Raw genomic sequence first — 23,698 nt, forward strand, 5'->3', positions numbered from 1 at the left:
ACGCCCCCGGCACGCGCTGCGCGAGCCGGGGGCGTCGTGCGTCCGCGTCGAGCCGGCCGGGTCAGCCCCGGTCGACCCGGTGGCGCATCGCCGGAAAGGGGCTCGTGACGAACCCGCGCGCGGCGTAGATGCGGGCCCCGTCGGGTGTGGCGAACAGGTCGATGCGCGTCACACCGGTCTCGGTGACCAGCCAGTCGAGGACGGCCTCGGTGCAGGCCGTGGCGAGCCCGCGCCCCCGGCGACCGGGCAGGGTCGCGACGTTGGAGACGAGGCCGACCGCGCCATCGGGGGTGCTGGGTCCGGGGATGAGCCGAGTGACCTCACCGACCGCGCTCGCCACCGCCTCACCGTCGACCTCGGCGACCACGAGCCGGACGAGCGGGTCGTCGACGTGCTCGGTGAACCAGCGAGCGGAGGCCTGCCGCCACGTGGGGTCGCCGAGGTCGTCGGCGGGGGTTCCCATGGCCTCGAACATCAGGGCCCGGAGGACGACCAGCGCCCAGGCGTCGGCGGGCGTGGCGCGCCGGACGCGGGGTGGAGCCGGCGCCATCACCGCTGCGGGCCGAGGGCGAGACGGCGCCTGGTCTCCGCGCGGCCCTCGGGGGAGTCGGCCAGGTCCCACCAGGACTCCACCCACCACGTGGCGCCGGCGTCGGCCCACGGCTGCACCGGCGGGCGGGTGCCGCCGAACGAGCCGTGGCTGTCACCCTCGACGACGACGTCGTAGCCGTCCATCGTCAGGCCGGCGTCGGCCCGCAGCGTGCCGATCCGGTCGACGACCTCGCGCAGGCCGTCGTGGGTGAGGCGGGACCCGGGGTCCTCGAGGCTGCCGCCGGCGACGGCCGGGAACACGCCCTGCCAGCGGGCGGCCCGCTCGAGGGAGCGCTGGCGGTCCCGGCCCGGCACCAACATGCCGACGCACCAGACCGGTGGGTGCGGGCGCTGGACCGGGGGAGGGGGCACGAGCTCGGTGACGGGCCCGGCGCTGTAGTGCTCGCCCTCGAACGTGAAGGGCTGCCCGCCCATGAGCCCGGCGTAGATCGCCAGACCCTCGTCGAGCTTCCGGGCGCGTGTGGCGCGCCCCTCGTCGGCCTCGAAGGCGAGCCAGTTGCCGTGGAGGGCGCCGAGCCCCACGCCGAGGGTGACCCGTCCGCCGGACAGCCGGTCGACGGAGGCGACCTTCGAGGCGAGGTCCCACGGCCGGTGGCGCGCCGCGGGCGTGAGGAGGGTGCCGAGGCGGACCCGTTCGGTGGCCATCGCGGCAGCGCCGAGGGTGACCCAGGCGTCCTGCCCCCAGACCGCCTCCCACGTGAAGACCTGGTCCCACCCCGCCTCCTCCGCGACGGCGGCGAGCTCGGTGAACTCGCGCTCGGTGGCGTAGGGGATCACGGCTCCGAACCTCATCCCGCGACCGTAGCCCCGCCCACCGACACGGACGCTCGCCGTGTGGGGACGCAAGGCGCGCCATACCGCGCGTCCCGTCCCCTTGGCGCCTGTGGATGACGCGAGCCTCGTCCCGCGCGGACTCGACACCATGGGTGGATGCCACCCCGCCGACGCCTGCCCCGCGAGGTCCGCGCGCGCCGTGCGGAACGGCCCGCCCGCGACCACGACGGCGTCGCCCACCGAGCGGACCTCCGGGCCGTCGGCGTCACCAGGGCGGACGTGCGGACGGAGGTCGAGGCCGGGCGGTGGTCGACCGCCGGTCGCCACACGGTCGTGATCGGGAACACTGCTCCGGTCGGTCGGGCACTCTGGTGGCGGGCGCTCTGGGAGACCGGTGCCGGCGCGGCCCTCGACGGTGCGGTCGCGCTCGTCGCATCGGGTCTCGCCGGGTTCGCCCCCTTGACGCTCGACGTCTCCGTTCCCCGGGCGAACCGCAGCCACCAGGTCGAGGGCGTCCGGCGCCATCGCCGCATGGTCATGCCTCCTGTGGTGGGTGCCGGGATCCCGAGGGTTCGGGTTCCGGAGGCCACGGTCCTCGCCGCCGCCCGGGCGTCGAGCGATCGGACGGCGATGCTCCTGCTCTGCCTCGTCCTGCAGCAGCGCTTGACCTCACCCGACCGGTTGCTGTCGGCCTGGCGGGCGGGTCGTGGCGAATGGGTCCCGCGCGGCGGCAGCTACTGGAACTGGTCGTGGCCGATCTGTGCGACGGCGCCCACTCCTTGGGGGAGCTGGACTTCGGACGGCTGTGCCGGGCACGAGGGCTCCCCGGACCGAGCCGGCAGGTCGTCCGCTCGACGCCCGACGGAAGGGTCTACCTCGACGTGGCGTGGGAGGACATCGGCCTCGTCGTCGAGATCGACGGTGGCCACCACGCCCTGGCCCTCAACCCGGTCGATGACGCGCTGCGCCAGAACGAGGTCGTCCTCGGCGGGGAGCACGTGCTGCGGTTGCCCGTCCTCGGGCTGCGGCTGCTCCCGGACGACTTCATGGCTCAGGTCGTCCGCGCTCATGCCCAGTGGTCCGCCGCGGCCTGATGCACGGGGACGGATCGCGCGCCATACCGCGCGATCCGTCCCCCCTCGAGCGCCCCGCACAGGGAATGGCCAGCCCGCCTGCCGCCGTTTAGGTGACGGTGTGCCTGCTCTGGCACACTTGAGCGCTGGACCGGTTCACGGCATCGACGCGTTTCCTGAGCGACCTCCCCACGAGGGTCGCAGTCGGGGCGCCAGGGGTGAGCAGCACCGTGCTGCACCCGCCGACCCGGAGACATCCAAGGAGAAGAACCTCGTGAAGAAGGACATCCACCCGGACTACGTGGAGACCACGGTCACCTGCACCTGTGGCAACACGTTCACCACGCGCAGCACGGCGAAGAACGGCGTCATCCACGCCGACGTCTGCAGCAGCTGCCACCCGTTCTACACGGGCAAGCAGAAGATCCTCGACACCGGTGGCCGCGTGGCCCGCTTCGAGGCCCGCTACGGCAAGAAGGCCGCCAAGTAGCACCCCCGACGCGCCGGTCCCCTCCTCGTGAGGTGGACCGGCGCGTCGCGTTTCCCCGCCCCCACCGTCACCCGCACCACCCCGACCGCCCGAGGAGGCCGCCGTGCAGGAGTCCGCGCAGTCGCTCGTCGACGAGCACGCCGCGCTCGAGCGCGAGATGGCCGACCCCGCGGTCGCGTCGGACCCCGACCGCCTCCGCGAGGTCAACAAGCGCTACGCCGCGCTCGGGCCGACGGTCGCCGCCCACCAGGCCTGGACCCGCGCGCGCGACGACCTCGGCGCCGCCCGTGAGCTGGCCCGCGAGGACGCCGCGTTCGCCGAGGAGGTGCCCGCCCTCGAGGAGGCCCTCGCCGCCGCCGAGGACCGCCTCCGCCGCCTCCTCGTCCCGCGCGACCCCGACGACGACCGCGACGTCATCCTCGAGGTGAAGGCGGGGGAGGGCGGCGAGGAGTCGGCCCTGTTCGCCGGTGACCTGCTGCGGATGTACCTGCGCCACGCCGAGCGCCGCGGCTGGCGCACCGAGGTCCTCGACGCCACCGAGTCCGACCTCGGCGGATACAAGGACGTGCGGGTCGCGGTGAAGGCGCGCGGCACGGTCGCCCCCGGCGAGGCCCCGTGGGCGCGGCTGAAGTTCGAGGGCGGCGTGCACCGGGTGCAGCGCGTGCCCGTCACCGAGAGCCAGGGGCGCATCCACACGAGCGCCGCCGGGGTCTGGGTCATGCCGGAGGCCGAGGAGGTCGAGGTGAGCATCGACCCCAACGACCTGCGCATCGACGTCTTCCGCTCCAGCGGCCCCGGTGGGCAGAGCGTCAACACCACCGACTCGGCGGTGCGGATCACCCACCTGCCCACCGGCCTCGTCGTCTCGTGCCAGAACGAGAAGAGCCAGCTGCAGAACCGCGAGGCCGCGATGCGGGTGCTGCGCGCCCGCCTCCACCAGATCGCCATGGACGAGCGCCACGCCGCCGACGCGAGCGTCCGTGCGAGCCAGGTGCGCACCGTCGACCGGTCGGAGCGGATCCGCACGTACAACTTCCCCGAGAACCGGATCAGCGACCACCGCACCGGCTTCAAGGCGTACAACCTCGACGCGGTCCTCGACGGCGACCTCGACCCCGTCATCCAGTCGGCCGTCGACGCCGACGAGGCCGCCCGCCTCGCCGCGGTCGCCCAGCGATGACGAGGGCGGCGGCCACGGTCCACGAGGCCGTCACCCGCGCCCGCGTCACCCTCGGCGGGGTCGGGGTCCCCTCACCGGAAGCCGATGCGGTCACGCTCGCCGCGTTCGTCCTCGGCGTCGACGACGCCGAGGTCCGCCGCCGGATGGTGCTCCGCACCCCCCTCGACCCGGCCGAGCTCGACCGCCTCGACGCGCTCGTCGACGAGCGCGCGACGCGGGTCCCCCTGCAGCACCTCACCGGCTGCGCGCACTTCCGGCGCCTCACGCTCGCCGTCGGCCCGGGCGTCTTCGTGCCGCGCCCCGAGACGGAGGTCGCCGCGGGGCTCGCCGTCGAGGCCGCGAGGGCGGCGGGGGAGAGCCCGCTCGTCGTCGACCTCTGCACCGGGTCCGGCGCCATCGCGCTCGCCGTCAAGGACGAGGTCCCGGGCGCGAGGGTCCACGCCGTGGAGCTCTCCGACCTCGCCCACGGCTGGGCGCTCGCCAACCGGGACCGCACCGGGCTCGACGTCGACGTCCGCCACGGGGACGCCACCACCGCCTTCGAGGACCTCGAGGGCCGGGTCGACGTCGTCGTGAGCAACCCCCCGTACATCCCCGACGGGGCCGTGCCCCTCGACCCCGAGGTCCGCGACCACGACCCGGAGGTGGCGCTCTACGGGCGCTCCGAGGACGGCCTCGGCGTCCCGCTCGCCGTCGCTGCGCGGGCGGCGGTCCTGCTGCGCCCCGGCGGCGTTCTCGTCATGGAGCACGCCGACAGCCAGGGCGCGAGCCTGCCCCGGGGCCTGCGCGCCACGGGGGAGTGGGAGGACGTCATCGACCACCTGGACCTGGCGGGGCGCCCGCGGGCGACGACGGCACGACGGGCGTGAGGGCGGCGCCCTCGGTGGAGCCGGAGGCATCCCGCGCGGGACCGGCCACGTCTTGACCGTGGCCCACGCGGCCGCAGGTCAGAGCTGCGGGAGGATGAAGATCAGCAGGGCGATGATGGCCAGCACCCCGACGATGGTCCAGATGAGACCGGATCCACGCACGTCATGTCCTTTCCTCGGGAAGGGCGCCCGGTCGGGCGCCCACCCAGAACCTACGCGTCGCCGGCGACGGTGAGCCCTCCGCGTGCCCACGGATCGAGAACCCTAGGCTGGTCCTCATGAGCCCCGTCTTCGACTGCACGACCGACTCCGGTCGGGCCGACGCGATCGCGAAGGCCGCCACCGGGGTCCGCGAGGGCAAGCTCGCCGTGCTCCCCACCGACACCCTCTACGGCATCGGCGCCGACGCCTTCTCGCCCGAGGCCGTGCGCGCGCTGCTCGCCGCGAAGGGCCGCGGGAGCGACATGCCCCCGCCCGTCCTCGTGCCCGACACCCGCACCATCGACGGGCTGGCGACCGACGTCCCCGACTACGCCCGCGCGCTCGTCGCGGCCTTCTGGCCCGGCGCCCTCACCGTGGTCCTGCGGGCGCAGCCCAGCCTGCTCTGGGACCTCGGCGACACCGGCGGCACCGTCGCCCTGCGCATGCCCGACCACCCCGTGGCCCTCGAGCTGCTCCGCGAGGTCGGGCCGATGGCGGTGAGCAGCGCCAACCGCACCGGCCACCCGGCGTCGCGCACGGTCGTCGAGGCCGCGAGCCAGCTCGGCGCGAGCGTCGAGTTCTACCTCGACGGCGGGCCCGTCACCGGCGGCCTCGCCTCGACGATCGTCGACTGCACGCGCGAGGAGCCGGTCCTCCTCCGGGTCGGCGCCATCTCCGAGCAGGACGTCATGGACGTCGTCGAGCGCGCACGGGCCGACGCCCTAGAGTTGTCGGGCGCCGAGCCCGCTGCGCCGCCGGAGGACCTCCCGGGAACCACCGGGCCCGACGCGCCCGATGCGAGCGACGCGTCCCCGTCCAGCGAGAAGCGAGAGACCAGCGACGATGAGTGACACCTTCTACGGTTCCGACTTCGGTGCCCTCGAGGCCTTCGACCCCGAGATCGCCGGCGTGCTCGTCTCCGAGCTCGACCGCCTGCGCGGCGGCCTCCAGCTCATCGCGAGCGAGAACTTCTCCAGCCCCGAGGTGCTCACCGCCCTCGGCTCGACGCTGTCGAACAAGTACGCCGAGGGGTACCCGGGGCGGCGCTACTACGGCGGCTGCTCCGAGGTCGACAAGGCCGAGACGCTCGCCATCGAGCGGTGCAAGGCCCTCTTCGGCGCCGACCACGCGAACGTCCAGCCGCACTCCGGTGCCAGCGCCAACCAGGCCGTCTACGGCGCGTTCCTCAAGCCGGGCGAGACGATCCTCGCGATGAGCCTGCCGCACGGCGGGCACCTCACCCACGGGACCAAGGTCTCCTTCTCCGGCAAGTGGTTCGACGCCGTCCACTACGGCGTCGACAAGGACACCGAGGACATCGACTACGACGAGGTCGAGCGCCTCGCGAAGGAGCACCGCCCCAAGGTGATCCTGGCCGGCGGATCGGCCATCCCGCGGCTCATCGACTTCGCCCGGTTCCGGGCCATCGCCGACGAGGTGGGCGCGATCTTCTGGGTCGACGCCGCCCACTTCATCGGCCTCGTCGCCGGCGGGGCCATCCCGAGCCCCGTGCCGCACGCCGACGTCGTGTCGTTCACGACGCACAAGGTGCTGCGCGGCCCCCGCTCGGGCGCGATCGTCTGCCGCGAGGAGCACGCCGCGGCCATCGACAAGGGCGTGTTCCCGATGATGCAGGGCGGGCCGCAGATGCACACGATCGCCGCCAAGGCGGTCAACTTCAAGGAGTGCGCGACGCCCGAGTACGCCGCGTACACCCGTCAGGTCGTCGCCAACGCCAAGGTCCTCGCCGAGACCCTCGGGGAGAGGGGCATCCGCCCCACGACGGGCGGCACCGACACCCACCTGTCGCTCCACGACCTCCAGCCGGTCATGGTCACCGGTGTCGACGCCGAGGCCCGCTGCGACGCCGCCGGCATCACCCTGAACAAGAACGCGATCCCCTTCGACCCGCAGAAGCCGAACATCGCCTCCGGCATCCGGGTCGGCACCCCGTGCGTCACGACGCAGGGGATGGGGGAGGACGAGATGCGCACCGTCGGGGCGCTCATCGCCCGGGCCGTGACCGAGGGCGACGCCGACCCCGGGCACGCCGTCTCGCGCGCGGTCCGCGCGGAGGTCAGCGAGCTCGTCGGCGCCTTCCCCGCGTATCCGCGCGCGGGTGCCCCCCTCGGCTGACGGCGGGGCCCCCGTGAGCGAACCGAGCCGCGGGCGCCGCCGCCCCCTGCTCGGACGGCTCAACCGCCGGGGCTTCCGGCTCGTCATGCTCCTCGACGCGCTGGCGGTCCTGCTGCTCGCGGTGGGGGTCATGCTCTACCGCTTCGGCGTCCCGCCGTGGCCGACCTACACCCTCGGCGCGTACGCGTTCTCGTTCTCGGTCTCGACGCTGATCTTCGTCGTGGCCTTCTACTTCGGTGGGCTCTACGAGCGCGAGCCGCGCCTCGGCGGTGTCCCGGTGCTCGCCCACGCGGCCCGGCTCTCGCTCGCCGCGGGCAGCTTCGTCGCCCTGCTCAACCTCGCCCTGACCGGTCTCGCGCAGCAGCGGGGATCGCTCATCGAGCGGGCGCTGCCGTTCCCGATCCAGAACCTCGTCGCGGTCATCGTCCTCGCGGCCGTGGCGGTGACGCTCAACCGGACCTTCGTGCACCACCTGCGCACCCGGCGCGAGGGGCCGCCGCGGGTGCTCGTCGCCGGTGACGAGAGCGACCTCGAGCTCGCCCGGCGCCACCTCGAGATCGCGCACGACGACTCCTTCGTCGTCGTCGCCGAGGTCGACGACCGGCGCGCGGTCGTCGACGCCGCCCACGAGGCGCGGGCCACGGACGTCCTCCTCATGTCCGGCAGCTGGCTCGACGACTGGTACCCGCGCACGATCGGGCGCCTGGACCGGATGGGGACGACGATCCTCCTGCGGGTCACCGGCCGCGAGACCCTCTTCGGGCTCGACCGGCTGCGCGAGGTCGCGGGCCTGCCGTTCGTCCTCCTCCTGCCGCAGACCATGCCGAGCTCGCAGCGGCACTTCAAGCGCCTGCTCGACCTCGCGCTGCTCGTGCTGACCCTGCCGGTGTGGGCCGTCGTGCTCGGCGGCGTGGCGCTCTACCAGCTGTTCGCCGCGGGCCGACCGCTCCTGTACCGCCAGACGCGCGTGGGGGTCGGCGGCGAGACCTTCGAGATGCTGAAGTTCCGCACGATGCGCGTCGACGCCGAGGCCGAGGGCGGGGCGCAGCTGTCGACCCCCGGCGACGCCCGCGTCATCCCGGCGTGCCGGTGGCTGCGCGCGACCCGCGCCGACGAGCTGCCGCAGATCCTCCACATCATCACCGGCCGGATGTCGATCGTCGGCCCGCGTCCGGAGCGCCCCGAGCTGACGGCCGGTTTCGAGAAGGAGATCGCCGGGTACACCCGCCGGCACGAGGTGCCCCCGGGCCTGACCGGACTGGCCCAGATCCACGGGCGGTACCACACCGACGCCGAGTACAAGCTCGGCTACGACCTGCAGTACCTCGTCAACTGGTCGCCGATCCTCGACCTGGAGATCATCGCGCGGACGATCTGGGTCGTCCTCGCGCGCCGGGTCTGACCCGGTCCGGACGGCCCCCGGCCCCGGTCTCCCCGGCAGGGTTTGGGGCCGCTCGAACGCTTGTGATAACTTTCACAAGCAGTCCGGAAGCCCCGTCCGCCCGAGTGTTGAAGAGGCCGATTGCCGATGACCGACCGCCAGCCGAACCACGAGCCGCACGCCGGTGCGCCGTTCGGGGCGATGCTCCGAGGGGCCCTCGTCCCCTCGACCGTCGCGGGCCTGGTGGCCGTCGTCGCCCTCGTCGTCGTCCGTGGGGGAGGGGTGCTCGCCGGCGCCCTCATCGGCCTCGTCGTCGCCGTCGGGTTCTTCGCCTCGGGGATGTTCCTCCTGAGCCGGCTCGTCCGCACCGCCAACCCCGCGTCCTTCTTCGCGGTCGCGATGGCGGTCTACCTCGGCCAGGTCATCGCGCTGCTGCTCGTCATCATGGCGTTCAAGGACGCCGACTGGGTCGACGGCGTCGCTTTGGGCGCGGTCGCGTTCGTCGTGACGATCGCGTGGCAGCTGTTCGCGATGCGCGCCCTGCGCCGCGCCCGTGTCCCCGTCTACGACCTCCCGGACGAGGAGGAAGGGCCCCGATGAGCCGCCGCTCGTGCGTCCAACCCGCCGTCGCACCCACCCGTGGGGGTCCGGTAGCGTACGTCCCGTTCCTACGGGCGCCCCTGGCGCGCGCCTGTGAAACCCCCGAGGAGAGGCTGTGAGCCCGAGCGTGGTTCCCGCACACTGGCTTCAGACCGGCGCCGTGGCCGCCGCCGACGGCGAGGGCTTCCAGGCCCCCGGTCCCGAGGACTTCTGGTGGCCCCTCATCGGCAGCGACACGAGCAACTGGACGCTCACCCGGCCCGCCGCGGTCGTCATCATCTCGGTCGTCGTCATCGGCTGGTTCTTCCTCACCGTCGCCGGCCGGCTGACCGTCGTCCCGTCGAAGCGGCAGTGGATCGCCGAGCAGGCCTACGGCTTCGTCCGCAACAGCATCGCGCGCGACATCATCGGCGCCAAGGACTTCCGCCCGTTCGTGCCGCTGCTCCTCACGCTCTTCACGCTGATCCTGTTCAACAACGTCATGGGGATCTTCCCGCTCGTCCAGTTCCCCTCGATGAGCCGGATCGCCTTCCCCATCGTCCTGACGCTCGTCGTCTACGTCGTCTACCACACGGTCGCGATCCGCCGGAAGCACGGCGTCTGGGGCTACCTGAAGTCGCTCGTGCCCCCCGGCCTGCCGGGCTGGCTGCGGCCGATCATGTTCGTGCTCGAGTTCCTCACGTACTTCATCATCCGCCCGCTCACGCTCGCGCTGCGACTGTTCGGCAACATGCTCGCCGGCCACCTCATGCTGCTCGTGTTCATCCTCGGCGGTGAGTACCTGCTCCTGCACGGCAGCAACATCTTCATCAACCTCTCGGGCGTCCTCGGCCTCGGCTTCGGCATCGTCATGACGTTCTTCGAGCTGCTGGTCCAGTTCCTCCAGGCCTTCATCTTCACGCTGCTCGCCGCCCTGTACATCAGCGACGCGGTGAGCGAGCACCACTGACCCCCGGACCAGGTCCGGTAGCACGACCCGCCAGAACAGAACACCGACGCCGGGACCGCCCCGGCGCCTCCGAAAGGAACACGCAATGACTGGGAACATCACGTACCTCGGCTACGGCCTCGCCGCCATCGGCCCCGGTATCGGTGTGGGTCTCATCTTCGCCGCCTACATCAACGGCGTGGCTCGCCAGCCCGAGGCGCGCGGCATGCTCCAGACCATCGCCTTCACCGGCATGGCGCTCACCGAGGCGCTCGCGATCCTCGGTCTCGTCTTCGTCTTCGTCTTCGCAGGCTGACGACGGCTTCGAGCCCGCACATCCGCAGTTCGACCGACAGATAAGGAAGCGACGTGGTCCTCGCATCCGTCCAGGCCTCCGAGGGAGTGGGCTGGCCCGAGCAGCTCCCCCTCCTGCCGCACCCGGCCGAGATCGTCATCGGCGCCATCGCCTTCGGCATCCTCTACTGGCTCTTCTCCACGAAGGTCGTCCCGAGGATGGAGGCGATGTACGAGGAGCGTGCCGCCGCCATCGAGGGTGGCATGCAGCAGGCCGAGGCCGCCCAGGCCGAGGCCAAGGCCGCGCTGGAGAAGTACAACGCCCAGCTCGCCGAAGCCCGCACCGAGGCCAACGAGATCCGCGAGTCGGCTCGTGAGCAGGGTGCGTCCATCGTCGCGGAGATGCGCAGCCAGGCCCAGGCCGAGGCCGCCCGCATCACCGAGTCGGCGAAGCGCCAGGTCGAGGCCGAGCGCCAGCAGGCCGTCGTCCAGCTGCGCCAGGAGGTCGGCACGCTCTCGACCGCCCTCGCCAGCAAGATCGTCGGCGAGTCGCTCGAGGACGAGGTCCGGCAGAAGGGCATCGTCGACCGCTTCCTCGCCGAGCTCGAGGCCGGCGAGGTCAAGCCCGAGAAGGTCGCCCCGGCCGGTCAGGACGCCTGATGCGCGGTTCGTCACGGGGTGCGGCCAAGGCGGTCCAGGCCGCCTTCGACGCCGCGCTCGCCCAGGGCACCGGCGTCACGCTCGCCGAGGAGCTCTTCGCGGTGTCGGCCGTCGTCGACGGCAACGCCTCGCTCCGCCGGGCGCTCGCCGACCCCTCGCGCGACGCCGCCGACAAGCAGGGCCTCGCGCGGGCGCTCTTCGGCGGCAAGGTCGGTGAGACCACCACCGGCCTCGTCGCGGAGGTGGCCGGCCAGCGGTGGTCGGCCGAGCGTGACCTCGGCGACATCCTCGAGAGCCTCGCGGTCCAGACGCTCCTCGCGTCCGCCGAGCGGGAGGGCCGCATCGACCGGGTCGAGGACGAGCTGTTCCGCTTCGACCGCATCGTCGCCGGTGACCACGCGCTGCGCGACGCCCTCTCGAGCCGCAACACCGACGCCGACGGCAAGGTCGCCCTCGTCCGCAGCCTGCTCGAGGGCAAGGCCGCGCCCGAGACGGTGCGCCTCGCCGAGCAGGCGGTGCGCGCCCCCCGCGGGCGCCGCCTCGACCGGGTCATGCAGACCTACCTCGAGCTCGCCTCCCGCCGGCGCGACGAGCTGACCGCCCTCGTGACGGTCGCCGCGCCCCTCGACGAGCAGCAGTCGGCGCGGCTGCGCTCGGCGCTCGAGGCGCACTACGGCAAGTCGGTCACCCTCCAGGTCGTCCTCGACCCCACCGTCATGGGCGGCATCCGGGTGCAGGTCGGCGACGAGGTCGTCGACGGCACCGTCCTGCGCCGCCTCGACGAGGCCCGCCGGCACGTCACCGGCGGCTGAGCCGCCCGCACCGCCCCAGAACCGCACAGACGCACCACCCACCGACCTTCGGCCCCACAGGGGGCCGGTGACCGAGGAGAAGATCAGACATGACGGAGCTCTCGATCCGTCCGGAGGAGATCCGCGACGCGCTGGACAGCTATGTCCGGTCCTACGAGCCCGGCGCGGCCTCCCGCGAGGAGGTCGGCCGCGTCATCGACGCCGGTGACGGCATCGCCCACGTCGAGGGCCTGCCCTCGGCGATGACCAACGAGCTGCTGCAGTTCGAGGACGGCACGCTGGGCCTCGCGCTCAACCTCGACGTCCACGACATCGGCGTCGTCATCCTCGGCGAGTTCTCGGGCATCGAGGAGGGCCAGGAGGTCAAGCGCACCGGCGAGGTCCTCTCGGTCCCCGTCGGCGACAAGTTCCTCGGCCGCGTCGTCAACCCGCTCGGCGTCCCGATCGACGGCCTCGGCGACATCGAGGCCGAGGAGCGCCGCGCCCTCGAGCTCCAGGCGCCCACGGTCGTGCAGCGCAAGTCGGTGCACGAGCCGCTGCAGACGGGCCTGAAGGCCGTCGACGCCATGACCCCCATCGGTCGCGGCCAGCGCCAGCTGATCATCGGTGACCGCCAGACCGGCAAGACCACGGTCGCGGTCGACACGATCATCAACCAGAAGGAGTTCTGGGACACCGGCGACCCCGACAAGCAGGTGCGCTGCATCTACGTCGCCATCGGCCAGAAGGGCTCGACCATCGCGGCGGTCCGCGGCACCCTCGAGGAGGCCGGCGCGATGGAGTACACGACCATCGTCGCGGCTCCCGCCTCCGACTCCGCGGGCTTCAAGTACCTCGCGCCCTACACCGGCTCGGCCATCGGCCAGCACTGGATGTACCAGGGCAAGCACGTCCTCATCGTCTTCGACGACCTGAGCAAGCAGGCCGAGGCCTACCGCGCCGTGTCGCTGCTGCTGCGCCGCCCGCCGGGCCGCGAGGCCTACCCCGGTGACGTCTTCTACCTGCACAGCCGGCTGCTCGAGCGCTGCGCCAAGCTCTCCGACGAGCTGGGCCACGGCTCCATGACGGGCCTGCCGATCATCGAGACCAAGGCGGGTGACGTCTCCGCGTACATCCCGACCAACGTCATCTCGATCACCGACGGCCAGATCTACCTCCAGGCCGACCTGTTCAACTCCAACGTCCGCCCCGCCATCGACGTCGGTGTCTCGGTGTCGCGTGTCGGTGGTGCCGCGCAGATCAAGGCGATGAAGTCGGTCGCGGGCCGCCTCAAGCTCGACCTCGCGCAGTACCGCGCCCTCGAGGCCTTCGCGATGTTCGCCTCCGACCTCGACCCCGCGTCGCGGGCCCAGCTCGCCAAGGGCGCCCGCCTCGTCGAGCTGCTCAAGCAGCGCCAGGCCGCGCCGTTCCCGGTCGAGGAGCAGGTCGTCTCGATCTGGCTCGGGACCACCGGCAAGCTCGACAGCGTCGCCGTCGAGGACGTGCGCCGCTTCGAGGCCGAGTTCCTCGACCACCTGCGCCGCACCAAGGGCGACCTCCTCGCGGCGATCCGCGAGACGGGGAAGTTCGAGGAGGAGACCGAGCAGGCGCTCGAGGGCGAGGTCGAGACCTTCAAGAGCAGGCTCTTCGAGGGCAAGGGTGCCGACGGGCTCCGGGCGGGCAACGAGGCCGAGGACGACGCCGCGGCCAAGGCCCAGGAGTCCGAGCAGGAGCAGATCGTCAAGCAGAAGCGCTGACCCGGGAGGCCGGGTGCCGCACAGGCACCCGGCCGCCGGTCAGGCCCACGGCACCGACCAGAAGAACCAGGAAGGCGGAAACGTATGGGAGCGCAGATCCGGGAGTACCGGCAGCGCATCCGAGCCGTCAGCTCGACGAAGAAGATCACGCGCGCGATGGAGCTCATGGCGGCCTCGCGCGTCGTCAAGGCCCAGCAGGCCGTGCGCGAGTCGAGCCCCTACGCCCGTGCGCTCACCCGCGCGGTGTCCGCGGTGGCGACCTTCTCCAACGAGGACCACCCGCTGACGACGGAGAAGACCGACGTCACGCGCGCCGCGGTCGTCATCATCACCTCCGACCGCGGGCTCGCGGGCGCCTACAGCAGCTCGGTCCTCAAGGAGAGCGAGCGCCTCGTCGCCGCCCTGCGCGAGGACGGCAAGGAGGTCGTCCCGTACCTCCTCGGCCGCAAGGCCGTCGGCTTCTACAAGTTCCGCCAGCGCGAGTACGCCGCCGAGTGGACCGGCAACTCCGAGAAGCCCGTCTTCGAGACGGCCCGCGAGGTGGGTGAGCGGCTCGTCGCCGACTTCACGACGCCGACCGAGGAGGGCGGTGTCGACGAGGTCCACGTCGTCTTCACGCGCTTCGTCTCGATGGTGACGCAGGAGCCCGAGGTCATCCGCCTCCTCCCGCTCGAGGTGGTCGAGGGCACCGAGGCGCCCGACGCCGACGACCTGCTGCCGCTGTACGCCTTCGAGCCGAGCGCCGAGAAGGTCCTCGACGCCCTGCTGCCGAAGTACGTCAACGCGCGCCTGTTCAACTGCATGCTCCAGGCCGCCGCGTCCGAGCTCGCCGCCCGCCAGCGCGCGATGAAGTCGGCGACCGACAACGCGGAGGAGCTCATCAAGAAGTACACCCGGCTGGCCAACCAGGCCCGCCAGGCCGAGATCACCCAAGAGATCAGCGAAATCGTCGGTGGCGCCAGCGCGCTGGCCGAGAGCAAGTGAGCGAGAGAGAGACCATGACCTCCACTGTCACCGAGACCTACCAGGCTCCCCCCGCCGGCGGCGTCGGCCGGGTCTCCCGCATCATCGGCCCGGTCGTCGACGTCGAGTTCCCCGTCGACGCCATGCCCGAGCAGTACAACCTGCTGACCACCGAGGTCGAGCTGGCCGGCGAGAAGAAGGCGCTGAACCTCGAGGTCGCCCAGCACATCGGCGACAACATGGTCCGCGCCATCTCCCTCCAGCCGACCGACGGCCTCGTCCGCGGCACCGCCGTGCAGGACACCGGCGGCCCGATCACGGTGCCGGTCGGCGACGTCACCCTCGGCAAGGTCTTCAACACGACGGGCGTCTGCCTCAACCTCGAGGAGGGCGAGACCCTCGACGTCAAGGAGCGGTGGGGCATCCACCGCACCGCGCCGGCGTTCGACCAGCTCGAGAGCAAGACCCAGATGTTCGAGACCGGCATCAAGGTCATCGACCTGCTCACCCCCTACGTGCAGGGCGGCAAGATCGGCCTGTTCGGTGGTGCGGGCGTCGGCAAGACGGTCCTCATCCAGGAGATGATCGCCCGTGTCGCGCGCGACCACGGCGGTGTCTCGGTGTTCGCCGGCGTCGGCGAGCGCACCCGTGAGGGCAACGACCTCATGGTCGAGATGGAGGAGGCCGGGGTCCTCGGCCAGACCGCGCTCGTCTTCGGTCAGATGGACGAGCCCCCGGGCACCCGCCTGCGCGTCGCCCTGTCGGCCCTGACGATGGCGGAGTACTTCCGTGACGTCCAGGCCCAGGACGTGCTGCTGTTCATCGACAACATCTTCCGGTTCACCCAGGCCGGCTCCGAGGTGTCGACCCTGCTGGGCCGCATGCCCTCGGCCGTCGGCTACCAGCCGACCCTCGCCGACGAGATGGGCGTGCTCCAGGAGCGCATCACCTCCACGCGCGGTCACTCGATCACCTCGATGCAGGCGATCTACGTCCCCGCCGACGACTACACCGACCCGGCGCCGGCCACGACGTTCGCGCACCTCGACGCCACCACCGAGCTCTCGCGCGAGATCGCCTCGCTGGGCATCTACCCCGCGGTCGACCCGCTGACGTCGACCAGCCGCATCCTCGACCGTCGGTACATCACCGAGGAGCACTACACCACGGCGGTGCGCGTCAAGCAGATCCTCCAGCGCAACAAGGAGCTGCAGGACATCATCGCGATCCTCGGCATCGACGAGCTGTCGGAGGAGGACAAGATCCTCGTCAACCGCGCCCGCCGAATCCAGCGCTTCCTGTCGCAGAACACCTACGTCGCGAAGCAGTTCACCGGCATCGAGGGCTCCACGGTCCCGCTGTCCGACACCATCGAGGCCTTCACGAAGATCTGCGACGGCGACTACGACCACGTCGGTGAGCAGGCCTTCTTCATGTGCGGTGGCCTCGACGACGTCGAGCGCCAGTGGGCCGAGATCCAGAAGAACCTCTGATGGCGCTCCAGGTCGAGCTCGTCGCCGCCGACCGCAAGGTCTGGGAGGGCGAGGCGAGCCAGGTCAGCGCCCGCTCGATCGACGGCGACCTCGGCATCCTGCCGGGCCACACCCCGATCCTCTGCGTGCTGGCGGAGGGCGAGGTGCGGGTCAACTCCGGCGGGTCCTGGCGCTCCGCCGTGGTCGACGGGGGCTTCCTCTCGGTCGACCACGACCGCGTGACGATCGTCGCCGAGAGCGTCGACGCCAGCGGCATGGGCAGCTGAGACGACGGGCAGGGGACCGCTCGCCATGACGCCACTCGTCGTGACCGAGCTGGTCCTCGCCCTGGTCGTCCTCCTCGTCGTCGGCGCGCTCACCTTCGTGTGGGCGCGCCGACGCTTCATCTCCGGGGACGGGCGCCCCGTCATGCTCTGCGCCCGGCGCGACGAGCCCGTCGGCCGCTGGCGCCTCGGGCTCGCGCGCCTCGGCGCCGACCGCTTCGAGTGGTTCTCGATCGTCGGGCCGTCGCTGCGGCCGGAGGTCTCCTGGGTGCGCGGCGAGCTCGACCTCGGGGTCCCGGAACCGCTGTCGGACCCCATCCCCGGCCTCGTCGAGGCCGTCGCCGTCCGCGGCGGTGCGCGGGGTTCGGTGTGCGAGTTCGCCTTCGCCCCAGCGGCGTACACCGCCATCCGAGCGTGGCTCGAGTCGAGCCCACCCGGCTACAACGTCAACGTGGCCTGACCGGGGTGCGACCCTGACCCGCTCGGGGTCGCCTGGGGGACGACATCGGGCCCCTCCCTGATGTGCCGACCGGGCCGGTGACGACAGGCTACCCGGCATGATCACGGTCGAACACCTCACCAAGCGCTACGGCGGCGGCGCCCTCGCCGTCGACGACGTCACCTTCACGGCGGCCACGGGCCGCGTCACCGGCTTCCTCGGGCCCAACGGCGCCGGCAAGTCCACGACGATGCGGATCATGGTCGGCCTGACGCCGGCCACGTCCGGCACCGCCACCATCGACGGCCGGCGGTTCGTCGAGCTGCCGAACCCGGGCACCGAGGTCGGGGTCCTGCTCGACGCCTCCGCCCAGCACGCCGGCCGCACCGGCCGCGAGATCCTCACCCTGGCCCAGCGCACGATGGGGCTGCCCCGGGGCCGGGTCGAGGCGATGCTCGACCTCGTCGGGCTCACCGCCGTCGAGGCCGACCGCCGCGTGCGCAACTACTCGCTCGGGATGCGCCAGCGGCTCGGCATCGCCACCGCCCTGCTCGGTCAGCCGCACGTCCTCGTCCTCGACGAGCCCGCCAACGGCCTGGACCCGGCCGGGATCCGGTGGATGCGCGACCTGCTGCGCGGGTTCGCCGACAGCGGGGGCACCGTGCTGCTGTCCTCGCACCTGCTCCACGAGATCGAGGTCGTCGCCGACGACATCGTCGTCATCGGGGGCGGGCGCATCGTCGCGAGCGGCACGAAGACCGAGCTGCTCGCCGGGGCCGGGACCATCGCCCGGGCGACGTCGACGACCACCCTGGCCGCCGCGCTCGAGCGCACCGGCCACGGCGTCACCCTCCGCGCCGACGGCAGCCTGCACACCGACGCGGCCACCACCCTCGTCGGGGAGGTCGCGCTCTCGCTCGGCCTCGCCCTCACCGAGCTCCGCGCCGCCGACGGCGCGGGGCTGGAGGAGATGTTCCTCGACCTCACCGCCGACACCCAGCGTGAAGGAGCCGTGGCATGACCACCGCCGTCCTCGACGACGCCACCACCGTCGTCCGCACCCGCACCGCAGGTGCCCCCATCCCGCTCGTCCGCCTCGTCGCGGTCGAGCTGCGCAAGATGTTCGACACCCGCTCGGGCTTCTGGCTCATGGCGAGCATCGTCATCACGAGCGTCCTCGCGACGGCCGCGCTCATCGTCTTCGCGGACGACGCCGAGCTGACCTTCGACAACTTCGCCGCCGCCATCGGCATCCCGATGACGGTCATCCTGCCGATGATCGGCATCCTCGCCGTGACGAGCGAGTGGACCCAGCGCTCGGGCCTGACGACCTTCACCCTCGTGCCGCACCGCGGGCGGGTCCTCGGGGCCAAGCTGCTCGCCGCCGTCACCGTCGGCGTCGTCGCGATGGTCGTGGCCCTCGCGGTGGGCACGCTGGGCACGCTCGTCGGGAGCGCCGTCACGGGGCTGGACCCGGTGTGGAACTCCTCGCCGGGCGAGTTCCTCCACATCGTCCTCGGCAGCGTCCTCGGCATGCTCCTCGGGTTCACCCTCGGTGTGCTGGTCCGCAACTCCTCGGGTGCGATCGTCACCTACTTCGTCTACACCCTCGTGCTGCCGCCGCTGCTCGGGCTGCTCGCGGCCAACCAGGCGTGGTTCCGCGACCTGCAGCCGTGGGTCGACCTCCAGTTCGCGCAGATGCCGCTCTTCAACGGCGCGCTGTCCACCGAGCAGTGGCAGCAGCTCGCGTCGGCCGGCACCCTCTGGCTGCTCGTGCCGCTCGGCGTCGGGCTCCTGCTCGTGCGGCGCGCCGAGGTCAAGTGAGCGGGTCAGCCCTTCGGGTTCTCCTCGCGGCCGCCACCCGGGGCCCAGAGGACGTCGCCGCCCGCCGCCACGTTGGCCGTGCGGGCGAGGACGAAGAGCAGGTCCGAGAGCCGGTTGAGGTACGTGGCAGTGACGGGGTTGACCCCGCCCTCGCCACGGACCTCGCCGGGCTCGGTGCCGTAGGCCTCGACGGCCGCCCACACCGACCGTTCCGCCCGCCGCACCACGGTGAGCGCGACGTGGAGGTGGGCGGCCGTGGCCGTGCCACCGGGGAGGATGAAGGAGCGCAGCTTCTGGAGCGGCTCGAGGAAGCGGTCGCAGTCGGTTTCGAGCTCGGCGACCCACTCGGCCTTGACCCGCAGCGGCGGGTACTCGTACTCCCGCTGGAGCGGGGTCGACAGGTCCGCCCCGACGTCGAAGAGGTCGTTCTGCACCCGCAGGAGGACGGCGCGGACGTCGTCGTCCAGGTCGCCGCAGGCCAGGACCACGCCGAGCGCGGCGTTCGCCTCGTTCGCGTCGGCGTACGCGGCGAGCCGGAGGTCGGTCTTGCGGGTGCGGCTCAGGTCACCGAGCGAGGTGCTGCCGTCGTCGCCGGTGCGCGTGTAGATCCTGGTGAGGTTGACCATGCGGCCCAGCCTCTCAGACCCGCCGACCTGACCTGCGTGGTGGCATCAAGGTGACAATGTCCCTTCCCTGCCAGCGCGTGGCGCTGTTGCGTCTCGTGGAACGGGCCGACGGTCGGTTCAATGGGTCCACGACGCGAGAGGGGGAGCCGTGACCCGAGCGGGGGAGGCCGTGGTGGCGGTCATCGAGGCGCACGACGAGCGCGGGTGCCACCTGGCGATCGCCGGACCGCTCGACGTGCGCACCGCCGCCGACCTGCGCCTGACGCTGCACCGGTCGATCGCCGCGGGGTCCACGGCGGTCCACCTCGACCTCGGTCGGGCGCACATCGGCGACGCCACCGGGTTCGGTGTCCTCGTCGAGGTGCTGCGTCGGGCGCGGCGGGCCGGTCGCCCGCTGCTCATCGTCGCCGCCGACGACCGCAGCCGGCGCCTGCTGCGACGGGCCCGGATGGGGTCGCTGCTCGCCGACGAGGTGCTGACGGCCGCCCTCGGCTGAAGCGGTTCGTCCCACCGTCCGCGCAGGTCCCGGCCCCGTCCTGTGTCGACCGTCACCGTGTGGGCGCGCTCACCGTGGCCCCGGGCGTCCGCCACCCCGCACTAGCGTCTCCCCCATGCCCGAGAGCAGCGACGCCCCCCGGCCCGAGCGCGACCGCCCGTGGGTGATGCGGACGTACGCCGGCCACTCCAGCGCCGCCGCGTCGAACGCGCTCTACCGCCGCAACCTCGACAAGGGCCAGACCGGCCTCTCGGTGGCCTTCGACCTCCCCACGCAGACCGGCTACGACCCGGACCACCCGCTGGCCCGCGGCGAGGTCGGAAAGGTGGGGGTCCCGGTCTCCCACGTGGGTGACATGCGCGCCCTCTTCGCCGACATCCCGCTCTCGCGGATGAACACCTCGATGACGATCAACGCGACCGCGATGTGGCTCCTCGCGCTCTACCAGGTCGTCGCCGAGGAGCAGGCCGAGGCGGCCGGGGAGGACCCGGCGGCCGCAGTGCGCGCGCTGGCGGGGACGACGCAGAACGACATCATCAAGGAGTACCTCTCGCGCGGGACCTACGTCTTCGCGCCCGGCCCGTCGCTGCGGCTCATCACCGACATGGTCGCGTACACGGTCGCCGAGATCCCGACCTGGAACCCTATCAACATCTGCAGCTACCACCTGCAGGAGGCCGGCGCGACGCCCGTGCAGGAGATCGCCTACGCGATGTCGACGGCGATCGCCGTGCTCGACGCGGTCCGCGACTCGGGCCAGGTGCCGCCGGAGCGGTTCGGCGAGGTCGTCGCCCGCATCTCCTTCTTCGTCAACGCCGGCGTGCGGTTCGTCGAGGAGATGTGCAAGATGCGCGCCTTCGTCCGCCTCTGGGACGAGCTGACCCGTGAGCGCTACGGGGTCGAGGACCCGAAGCAGCGGCGGTTCCGCTACGGGGTGCAGGTCAACTCCCTCGGGCTCACCGAGGCCCAGCCGGAGAACAACGTCCAGCGCATCGTCCTGGAGATGCTCGCGGTGACGCTGTCCAAGGACGCCCGGGCGCGCGCCGTGCAGCTGCCGGCGTGGAACGAGGCGCTCGGGCTGCCACGGCCCTGGGACCAGCAGTGGTCGTTGCGCATCCAGCAGGTGCTCGCCTACGAGTCCGACCTCCTCGAGCACGACGACCTCTTCGAGGGGTCGGTGGTCGTCGAGGCCAAGGTCGCCGAGCTCGTGGCGGGGGCACGGGCGGAGATCGAGCGGGTGCAGTCGATGGGCGGGGCCGTCCCGGCCGTCGAGGGCGGCTACATGAAGTCCGAGCTCGTGGCGTCCCACGCGCGGCGGCGCGCCCGCATCGAGGCGGGCGAGGACGTCGTCGTCGGCGTCAACCGCTTCCAGACCACCGAGCCCAACCCCCTGACCGCGGACCTGGGCACCGCCATCCAGACGGTCGACCCCGGGGTCGAGGCCGCCGCTGCGGAGGCGGTGCGGCGCTGGCGCGAGGAGCGCGACGCCGACCCTGCCGCGCGCGACCGGGCGGCTGCCGCCCTCGACCGCCTCCGGGCGGACGCGGGCACGGACACCAACCTCATGGCCGCGACGCTCGAGTGTGCCCGCGCCGGGCTGACCACGGGGGAGTGGGCCGGGGCGCTGCGCGAGGTGTTCGGCGAGTTCCGCGCTCCCACAGGCGTTTCCGGTTCGGTCGGGGTCACGCGTGGCTCCGAGGCGCTGTCAGAGGTGCGGGCCTCGGTCCGTCGTACGGGTGAGGAGCTCGGCGAGAGGCTGCGCGTGCTCGTCGGCAAGCCGGGCCTCGACGGGCACTCGAACGGCGCCGAACAGGTGGCCGTGCGCGCCCGGGACGCCGGCTTCGAGGTCGTCTACCAGGGCATCCGCCTCACTCCCGAGCAGATCGTCGCCGCGGCCGTCGCCGAGGACGTCCACCTCGTCGGCATCTCGATCCTGTCCGGGTCGCACATGGAGCTCGTCCCCGAGGTGCTCGAGCGGATGCGGGCTGCCGGCGCCGCTGACGTGCCCGTCATCGTGGGCGGCATCATCCCCGAGTCCGACGCGGCGCGGCTCAAGGAGCTGGGGGTCGCCGAGGTGTTCACGCCGAAGGACTTCGGCCTCACCGAGATCATGGCCCGGTTCGTCGACGTCATCCGGGAGTCGCGCGGCCTGCCCCTGGTCAGCGCAGGGCAGCCAGCAGCTCGCGGTTGAACGCCGGGAGGTCGTCGGGCTTGCGGCTCGTCACGAGGTTGCCGTCGACGACGACCTCCTCGTCCTGCCAGGTCGCACCGGCGTTGCGCAGGTCGGTCCGCAGGCTCGGCCACGAGGTGAGCGTGCGCCCCCCGACGACCCCCGCCTCGACGAGGGTCCACGGCGCGTGGCAGATCGCCGCGACGGGCTTGCCGGAGGCGACGAAGTCGCGGACGAACGCGACCGCCTCCTCGTGCGTGCGGAGGGCGTCGGGGTTCGCCACCCCGCCGGGAAGGACGAGGGCGTCGTAGTCCGCCACGTCGGCGTCGCCCACGACCACGTCGACGGGGAAGGTGTCGCCCCTGTCGAGGTGGTGGAAGGCCTGGACCTCGCCGTCCTCGGTCGAGAGCAGCACGGGTCGCCCGCCCGACTCCTCGACGGCCTGCCACGGCCCCGTCAGCTCGACCTGCTCGATGCCCTCGGGGGCGACGAGGAAGGCGACGGTGCGGGTGGGCTCGGTGCGGTCTGTCGTGGTGGTCATGCCCGGGGCCTACCCGCGGTCGCGCCGGGCATGCGCCCGCCCGGACAGGGGTACCGTCGACGGCATGGCCCTGCACTGCCCCGCGACCCTCTTCCTCGTCGAGGAGGGCATCCCGGTGCCGGAGCTGACGGGCCTGGCGGCCGAGCACGGGCCGTGGGCGCCCGACGCGGACGTCGTGGCCGAGCTGCAGGCCGTCGCCGACCTCCACCGCGGTGAACGGGTGCTCGTCACGGTGGCCCGGGGTGGCGCGGCGCACGTGCTCCGCGTCCTCGGCCGCGTCGTTCCCGACGACGCGCCCGGGCCCGGTTTCCGGCTCGAGGTCGGCGACGACGGCTGGCTCGTGCGTCCCTGGGACGACGCGGACGAGGGCTGACCGCCCGGGCCCTCAGAACAGCCGGTGCTCGGTGTCGTCGATCCCGCGCAGCGCGTCGTAGTCGAGGACGACGCAGCGGATGCCGCGGTCCTCGGCGAGCGTGCGTGCCTGCGGCTTGATGGCCTGCGCGGCGAAGACCCCGCTCACCGGCGCGAGGTGCGGGTCGCGGTTCATCAGCTCGAGGTAGCGGGTCAGCTGCTCGACGCCGTCGATCTCGCCGCGGCGCTTGATCTCGACCGCCACCGTGGCGCCCGAGCCGTCGCGGCACAGGATGTCGACCGGGCCGATGGGCGTCATGTACTCGCGTCGGGTCAGCGTGTACCCCTCGCCGAGGGTCGTGATGTGCTCGGCGAGGAGTCTCTGGAGGTGGGCCTCGACACCGTCCTTGACGAGCCCGGGGTCGACCCCGAGGTCGTGGCTGCTGTCGCTGTGGACCTCGTGGAGGCGAACGCGCAGCCGGTCCTCGGACTTGGCGTGCTGGACGACCCAGACGGCGGTGACACCCTCGGCGGCCTCGGCCTCGTCCGGCTCGACCTCGGCCATCGCGCACGGCGGCGACATCCAGTTGAGCGGCTTGTACGAGCCGCCGTCGGAGTGGACCAGCACCGACCCGTCGGCCTTGACGAGGAGGAGGCGGGTCGCGAGCGGGAGGTGGGCGGTGAGCCGCCCCTCGTAGTCGACGCTGCACGTCGCGATCACCAGGCGCACGGTCGCCCATCCTAGACAGCGCGAATGGCCTTCCGTTGCCGTGCCCCGGGTGCGGG

Annotated in this window: 27 protein-coding genes; 22 read left to right on the top strand and 5 right to left on the bottom strand. The window is 72.5% G+C overall.

Features of this window, described 5'->3' with window-relative positions; translation table 11 throughout:
- Positions 1 to 61: 61 nt before the first annotated feature.
- Positions 62 to 463 (bottom strand): GNAT family N-acetyltransferase, encoded by a 402-nt coding sequence (locus ACK8HX_RS00555; protein WP_411938695.1) that lies wholly within the window; start codon positions 461 to 463, stop codon positions 62 to 64.
- Positions 464 to 549: 86 nt separating this feature from the next.
- On the bottom strand, positions 550 to 1,404 hold the full coding sequence (locus ACK8HX_RS00560) for an LLM class flavin-dependent oxidoreductase (RefSeq protein WP_411938696.1): 855 nt from the start codon (positions 1,402 to 1,404) through the stop codon (positions 550 to 552).
- 731 nt (positions 1,405 to 2,135) lie between these two features.
- On the opposite strand from ACK8HX_RS00560, the gene ACK8HX_RS00565 reads away from it, so the two are divergent.
- The 19 genes from ACK8HX_RS00565 to ACK8HX_RS00655 all read left to right on the top strand — a co-directional run bounded on the left by ACK8HX_RS00565 (position 2,136) and on the right by ACK8HX_RS00655 (position 18,728).
- A complete protein-coding gene (locus ACK8HX_RS00565) occupies positions 2,136 to 2,480 on the top strand; it encodes a hypothetical protein (RefSeq protein WP_411938697.1) in 345 nt (114 codons plus the stop codon).
- A 253-nt stretch (positions 2,481 to 2,733) separates the two neighbouring features.
- The gene (gene rpmE / locus ACK8HX_RS00570; protein WP_411938698.1) at positions 2,734 to 2,949 is read left to right on the top strand and encodes a 50S ribosomal protein L31; all 216 of its coding nucleotides are present in this window, start codon (positions 2,734 to 2,736) and stop codon (positions 2,947 to 2,949) included.
- Between the two features lie 103 nt (positions 2,950 to 3,052).
- Positions 3,053 to 4,129, top strand: coding sequence for a peptide chain release factor 1 (prfA, locus tag ACK8HX_RS00575; protein ID WP_411938699.1), 1,077 nt, complete (start codon positions 3,053 to 3,055; stop codon positions 4,127 to 4,129).
- Positions 4,126 to 4,998, top strand: coding sequence for a peptide chain release factor N(5)-glutamine methyltransferase (gene prmC / locus ACK8HX_RS00580; protein ID WP_411938700.1), 873 nt, complete (start codon positions 4,126 to 4,128; stop codon positions 4,996 to 4,998). The genes prfA and prmC overlap by 4 nt, the downstream gene beginning before the upstream one ends.
- 278 nt (positions 4,999 to 5,276) lie before the next feature.
- A complete protein-coding gene (locus tag ACK8HX_RS00585) occupies positions 5,277 to 6,050 on the top strand; it encodes an L-threonylcarbamoyladenylate synthase (protein WP_411938701.1) in 774 nt (257 codons plus the stop codon).
- On the top strand, positions 6,043 to 7,335 hold the full coding sequence (locus ACK8HX_RS00590) for a serine hydroxymethyltransferase (RefSeq protein WP_411938702.1): 1,293 nt from the start codon (positions 6,043 to 6,045) through the stop codon (positions 7,333 to 7,335). The genes ACK8HX_RS00585 and ACK8HX_RS00590 overlap by 8 nt, the downstream gene beginning before the upstream one ends.
- A gap of 13 nt (positions 7,336 to 7,348) precedes the next feature.
- Entirely contained in the window at positions 7,349 to 8,737 is a 1,389-nt protein-coding gene (locus ACK8HX_RS00595; RefSeq protein WP_411938703.1) for a sugar transferase, read from the top strand.
- 126 nt (positions 8,738 to 8,863) lie between these two features.
- The gene (locus ACK8HX_RS00600; protein WP_411938704.1) at positions 8,864 to 9,316 is read left to right on the top strand and encodes a hypothetical protein; all 453 of its coding nucleotides are present in this window, start codon (positions 8,864 to 8,866) and stop codon (positions 9,314 to 9,316) included.
- Between the two features lie 115 nt (positions 9,317 to 9,431).
- Positions 9,432 to 10,265: a F0F1 ATP synthase subunit A gene (gene atpB, locus ACK8HX_RS00605; RefSeq protein WP_411938705.1), complete on the top strand. Its 834-nt coding sequence runs from the start codon at positions 9,432 to 9,434 to the stop codon at positions 10,263 to 10,265.
- 85 nt (positions 10,266 to 10,350) lie between these two features.
- On the top strand, positions 10,351 to 10,560 hold the full coding sequence (gene atpE / locus ACK8HX_RS00610; protein ID WP_215511021.1) for an ATP synthase F0 subunit C: 210 nt from the start codon (positions 10,351 to 10,353) through the stop codon (positions 10,558 to 10,560).
- 53 nt (positions 10,561 to 10,613) lie between these two features.
- Positions 10,614 to 11,198: a F0F1 ATP synthase subunit B gene (locus ACK8HX_RS00615; RefSeq protein WP_411938706.1), complete on the top strand. Its 585-nt coding sequence runs from the start codon at positions 10,614 to 10,616 to the stop codon at positions 11,196 to 11,198.
- Positions 11,198 to 12,010 carry a F0F1 ATP synthase subunit delta gene (locus tag ACK8HX_RS00620; protein ID WP_411938707.1) on the top strand — a complete coding sequence of 271 codons (813 nt, stop codon included), beginning with the start codon at positions 11,198 to 11,200 and terminating at the stop codon, positions 12,008 to 12,010. The genes ACK8HX_RS00615 and ACK8HX_RS00620 overlap by 1 nt, the downstream gene beginning before the upstream one ends.
- A gap of 89 nt (positions 12,011 to 12,099) precedes the next feature.
- Complete coding sequence (gene atpA / locus ACK8HX_RS00625) at positions 12,100 to 13,746, top strand: F0F1 ATP synthase subunit alpha (protein ID WP_411938708.1); 1,647 nt, start codon at positions 12,100 to 12,102, stop codon at positions 13,744 to 13,746.
- A gap of 84 nt (positions 13,747 to 13,830) precedes the next feature.
- The gene (locus ACK8HX_RS00630) at positions 13,831 to 14,730 is read left to right on the top strand and encodes a F0F1 ATP synthase subunit gamma (protein ID WP_411938709.1); all 900 of its coding nucleotides are present in this window, start codon (positions 13,831 to 13,833) and stop codon (positions 14,728 to 14,730) included.
- A 14-nt stretch (positions 14,731 to 14,744) separates the two neighbouring features.
- On the top strand, positions 14,745 to 16,202 hold the full coding sequence (gene atpD / locus ACK8HX_RS00635; RefSeq protein WP_411938710.1) for a F0F1 ATP synthase subunit beta: 1,458 nt from the start codon (positions 14,745 to 14,747) through the stop codon (positions 16,200 to 16,202).
- Positions 16,199 to 16,468, top strand: a complete 270-nt coding sequence (locus ACK8HX_RS00640; protein ID WP_411939327.1) for a F0F1 ATP synthase subunit epsilon — start codon at positions 16,199 to 16,201, stop codon at positions 16,466 to 16,468. Before atpD ends, ACK8HX_RS00640 begins: the two co-directional genes overlap by 4 nt.
- A 25-nt stretch (positions 16,469 to 16,493) precedes the next feature.
- Complete coding sequence (locus ACK8HX_RS00645) at positions 16,494 to 16,925, top strand: DUF2550 family protein (RefSeq protein ID WP_411938711.1); 432 nt, start codon at positions 16,494 to 16,496, stop codon at positions 16,923 to 16,925.
- A gap of 97 nt (positions 16,926 to 17,022) precedes the next feature.
- A complete protein-coding gene (locus tag ACK8HX_RS00650; protein ID WP_411938712.1) occupies positions 17,023 to 17,925 on the top strand; it encodes an ATP-binding cassette domain-containing protein in 903 nt (300 codons plus the stop codon).
- Positions 17,922 to 18,728 carry an ABC transporter permease gene (locus ACK8HX_RS00655; protein WP_411938713.1) on the top strand — a complete coding sequence of 269 codons (807 nt, stop codon included), beginning with the start codon at positions 17,922 to 17,924 and terminating at the stop codon, positions 18,726 to 18,728. The genes ACK8HX_RS00650 and ACK8HX_RS00655 overlap by 4 nt, the downstream gene beginning before the upstream one ends.
- Positions 18,729 to 18,733: 5 nt before the next feature.
- On the opposite strand, the gene ACK8HX_RS00660 is transcribed toward ACK8HX_RS00655, so the two are convergent.
- Positions 18,734 to 19,354: a cob(I)yrinic acid a,c-diamide adenosyltransferase gene (locus ACK8HX_RS00660; protein WP_411938714.1), complete on the bottom strand. Its 621-nt coding sequence runs from the start codon at positions 19,352 to 19,354 to the stop codon at positions 18,734 to 18,736.
- Positions 19,355 to 19,502: 148 nt separating this feature from the next.
- Here ACK8HX_RS00660 and ACK8HX_RS00665 point away from each other — a divergent pair, with 148 nt between their 5' ends.
- Complete coding sequence (locus tag ACK8HX_RS00665; RefSeq protein ID WP_411938715.1) at positions 19,503 to 19,850, top strand: STAS domain-containing protein; 348 nt, start codon at positions 19,503 to 19,505, stop codon at positions 19,848 to 19,850.
- A 115-nt stretch (positions 19,851 to 19,965) separates the two neighbouring features.
- Positions 19,966 to 22,041, top strand: a complete 2,076-nt coding sequence (locus ACK8HX_RS00670; RefSeq protein ID WP_411938716.1) for a protein meaA — start codon at positions 19,966 to 19,968, stop codon at positions 22,039 to 22,041.
- Here ACK8HX_RS00670 and ACK8HX_RS00675 read toward each other — a convergent pair.
- Positions 22,010 to 22,561, bottom strand: a complete 552-nt coding sequence (locus ACK8HX_RS00675; RefSeq protein ID WP_411938717.1) for a type 1 glutamine amidotransferase domain-containing protein — start codon at positions 22,559 to 22,561, stop codon at positions 22,010 to 22,012. The two genes, ACK8HX_RS00670 and ACK8HX_RS00675, sit on opposite strands and share 32 nt — an antisense overlap.
- Before the next feature lie 64 nt (positions 22,562 to 22,625).
- Here ACK8HX_RS00675 and ACK8HX_RS00680 point away from each other — a divergent pair, with 64 nt between their 5' ends.
- Positions 22,626 to 22,934 carry a hypothetical protein gene (locus ACK8HX_RS00680; protein ID WP_411938718.1) on the top strand — a complete coding sequence of 103 codons (309 nt, stop codon included), beginning with the start codon at positions 22,626 to 22,628 and terminating at the stop codon, positions 22,932 to 22,934.
- Positions 22,935 to 22,946: 12 nt separating this feature from the next.
- Here ACK8HX_RS00680 and nucS read toward each other — a convergent pair whose 3' ends face one another.
- Entirely contained in the window at positions 22,947 to 23,642 is a 696-nt protein-coding gene (gene nucS, locus ACK8HX_RS00685; protein WP_411938719.1) for an endonuclease NucS, read from the bottom strand.
- Between the last annotated feature and the right edge of the window lie 56 nt (positions 23,643 to 23,698).

It is taken from the genome of Oryzobacter faecalis, assembly GCF_046764005.1.
GTDB lineage: Bacteria > Actinomycetota > Actinomycetes > Actinomycetales > Dermatophilaceae > Oryzobacter > Oryzobacter faecalis.

Bases quoted from the DNA above. Each gene is read 5' to 3' on its own strand.
- atpD (WP_411938710.1), top strand. From the start codon at position 14,745: ATGACCTCCACTGTCACCGAGACCTACCAGGCTCCCCCCGCCGGCGGC.
- atpA (WP_411938708.1), top strand. From the start codon at position 12,100: ATGACGGAGCTCTCGATCCGTCCGGAGGAGATCCGCGACGCGCTGGAC.
- prmC (WP_411938700.1), top strand. From the start codon at position 4,126: ATGACGAGGGCGGCGGCCACGGTCCACGAGGCCGTCACCCGCGCCCGC.
- atpE (WP_215511021.1), top strand. From the start codon at position 10,351: ATGACTGGGAACATCACGTACCTCGGCTACGGCCTCGCCGCCATCGGC.
- ACK8HX_RS00585 (WP_411938701.1), top strand. From the start codon at position 5,277: ATGAGCCCCGTCTTCGACTGCACGACCGACTCCGGTCGGGCCGACGCG.
- ACK8HX_RS00555 (WP_411938695.1), bottom strand. From the start codon at position 463: ATGGGAACCCCCGCCGACGACCTCGGCGACCCCACGTGGCGGCAGGCC.
- ACK8HX_RS00560 (WP_411938696.1), bottom strand. From the start codon at position 1,404: ATGAGGTTCGGAGCCGTGATCCCCTACGCCACCGAGCGCGAGTTCACC.
- ACK8HX_RS00680 (WP_411938718.1), top strand. From the start codon at position 22,626: ATGGCCCTGCACTGCCCCGCGACCCTCTTCCTCGTCGAGGAGGGCATC.
- ACK8HX_RS00630 (WP_411938709.1), top strand. From the start codon at position 13,831: ATGGGAGCGCAGATCCGGGAGTACCGGCAGCGCATCCGAGCCGTCAGC.
- ACK8HX_RS00660 (WP_411938714.1), bottom strand. From the start codon at position 19,354: ATGGTCAACCTCACCAGGATCTACACGCGCACCGGCGACGACGGCAGC.
- ACK8HX_RS00645 (WP_411938711.1), top strand. From the start codon at position 16,494: ATGACGCCACTCGTCGTGACCGAGCTGGTCCTCGCCCTGGTCGTCCTC.
- ACK8HX_RS00655 (WP_411938713.1), top strand. From the start codon at position 17,922: ATGACCACCGCCGTCCTCGACGACGCCACCACCGTCGTCCGCACCCGC.
- ACK8HX_RS00670 (WP_411938716.1), top strand. From the start codon at position 19,966: ATGCCCGAGAGCAGCGACGCCCCCCGGCCCGAGCGCGACCGCCCGTGG.
- ACK8HX_RS00590 (WP_411938702.1), top strand. From the start codon at position 6,043: ATGAGTGACACCTTCTACGGTTCCGACTTCGGTGCCCTCGAGGCCTTC.
- ACK8HX_RS00650 (WP_411938712.1), top strand. From the start codon at position 17,023: ATGATCACGGTCGAACACCTCACCAAGCGCTACGGCGGCGGCGCCCTC.
- ACK8HX_RS00675 (WP_411938717.1), bottom strand. From the start codon at position 22,561: ATGACCACCACGACAGACCGCACCGAGCCCACCCGCACCGTCGCCTTC.
- ACK8HX_RS00620 (WP_411938707.1), top strand. From the start codon at position 11,198: ATGCGCGGTTCGTCACGGGGTGCGGCCAAGGCGGTCCAGGCCGCCTTC.
- ACK8HX_RS00600 (WP_411938704.1), top strand. From the start codon at position 8,864: ATGACCGACCGCCAGCCGAACCACGAGCCGCACGCCGGTGCGCCGTTC.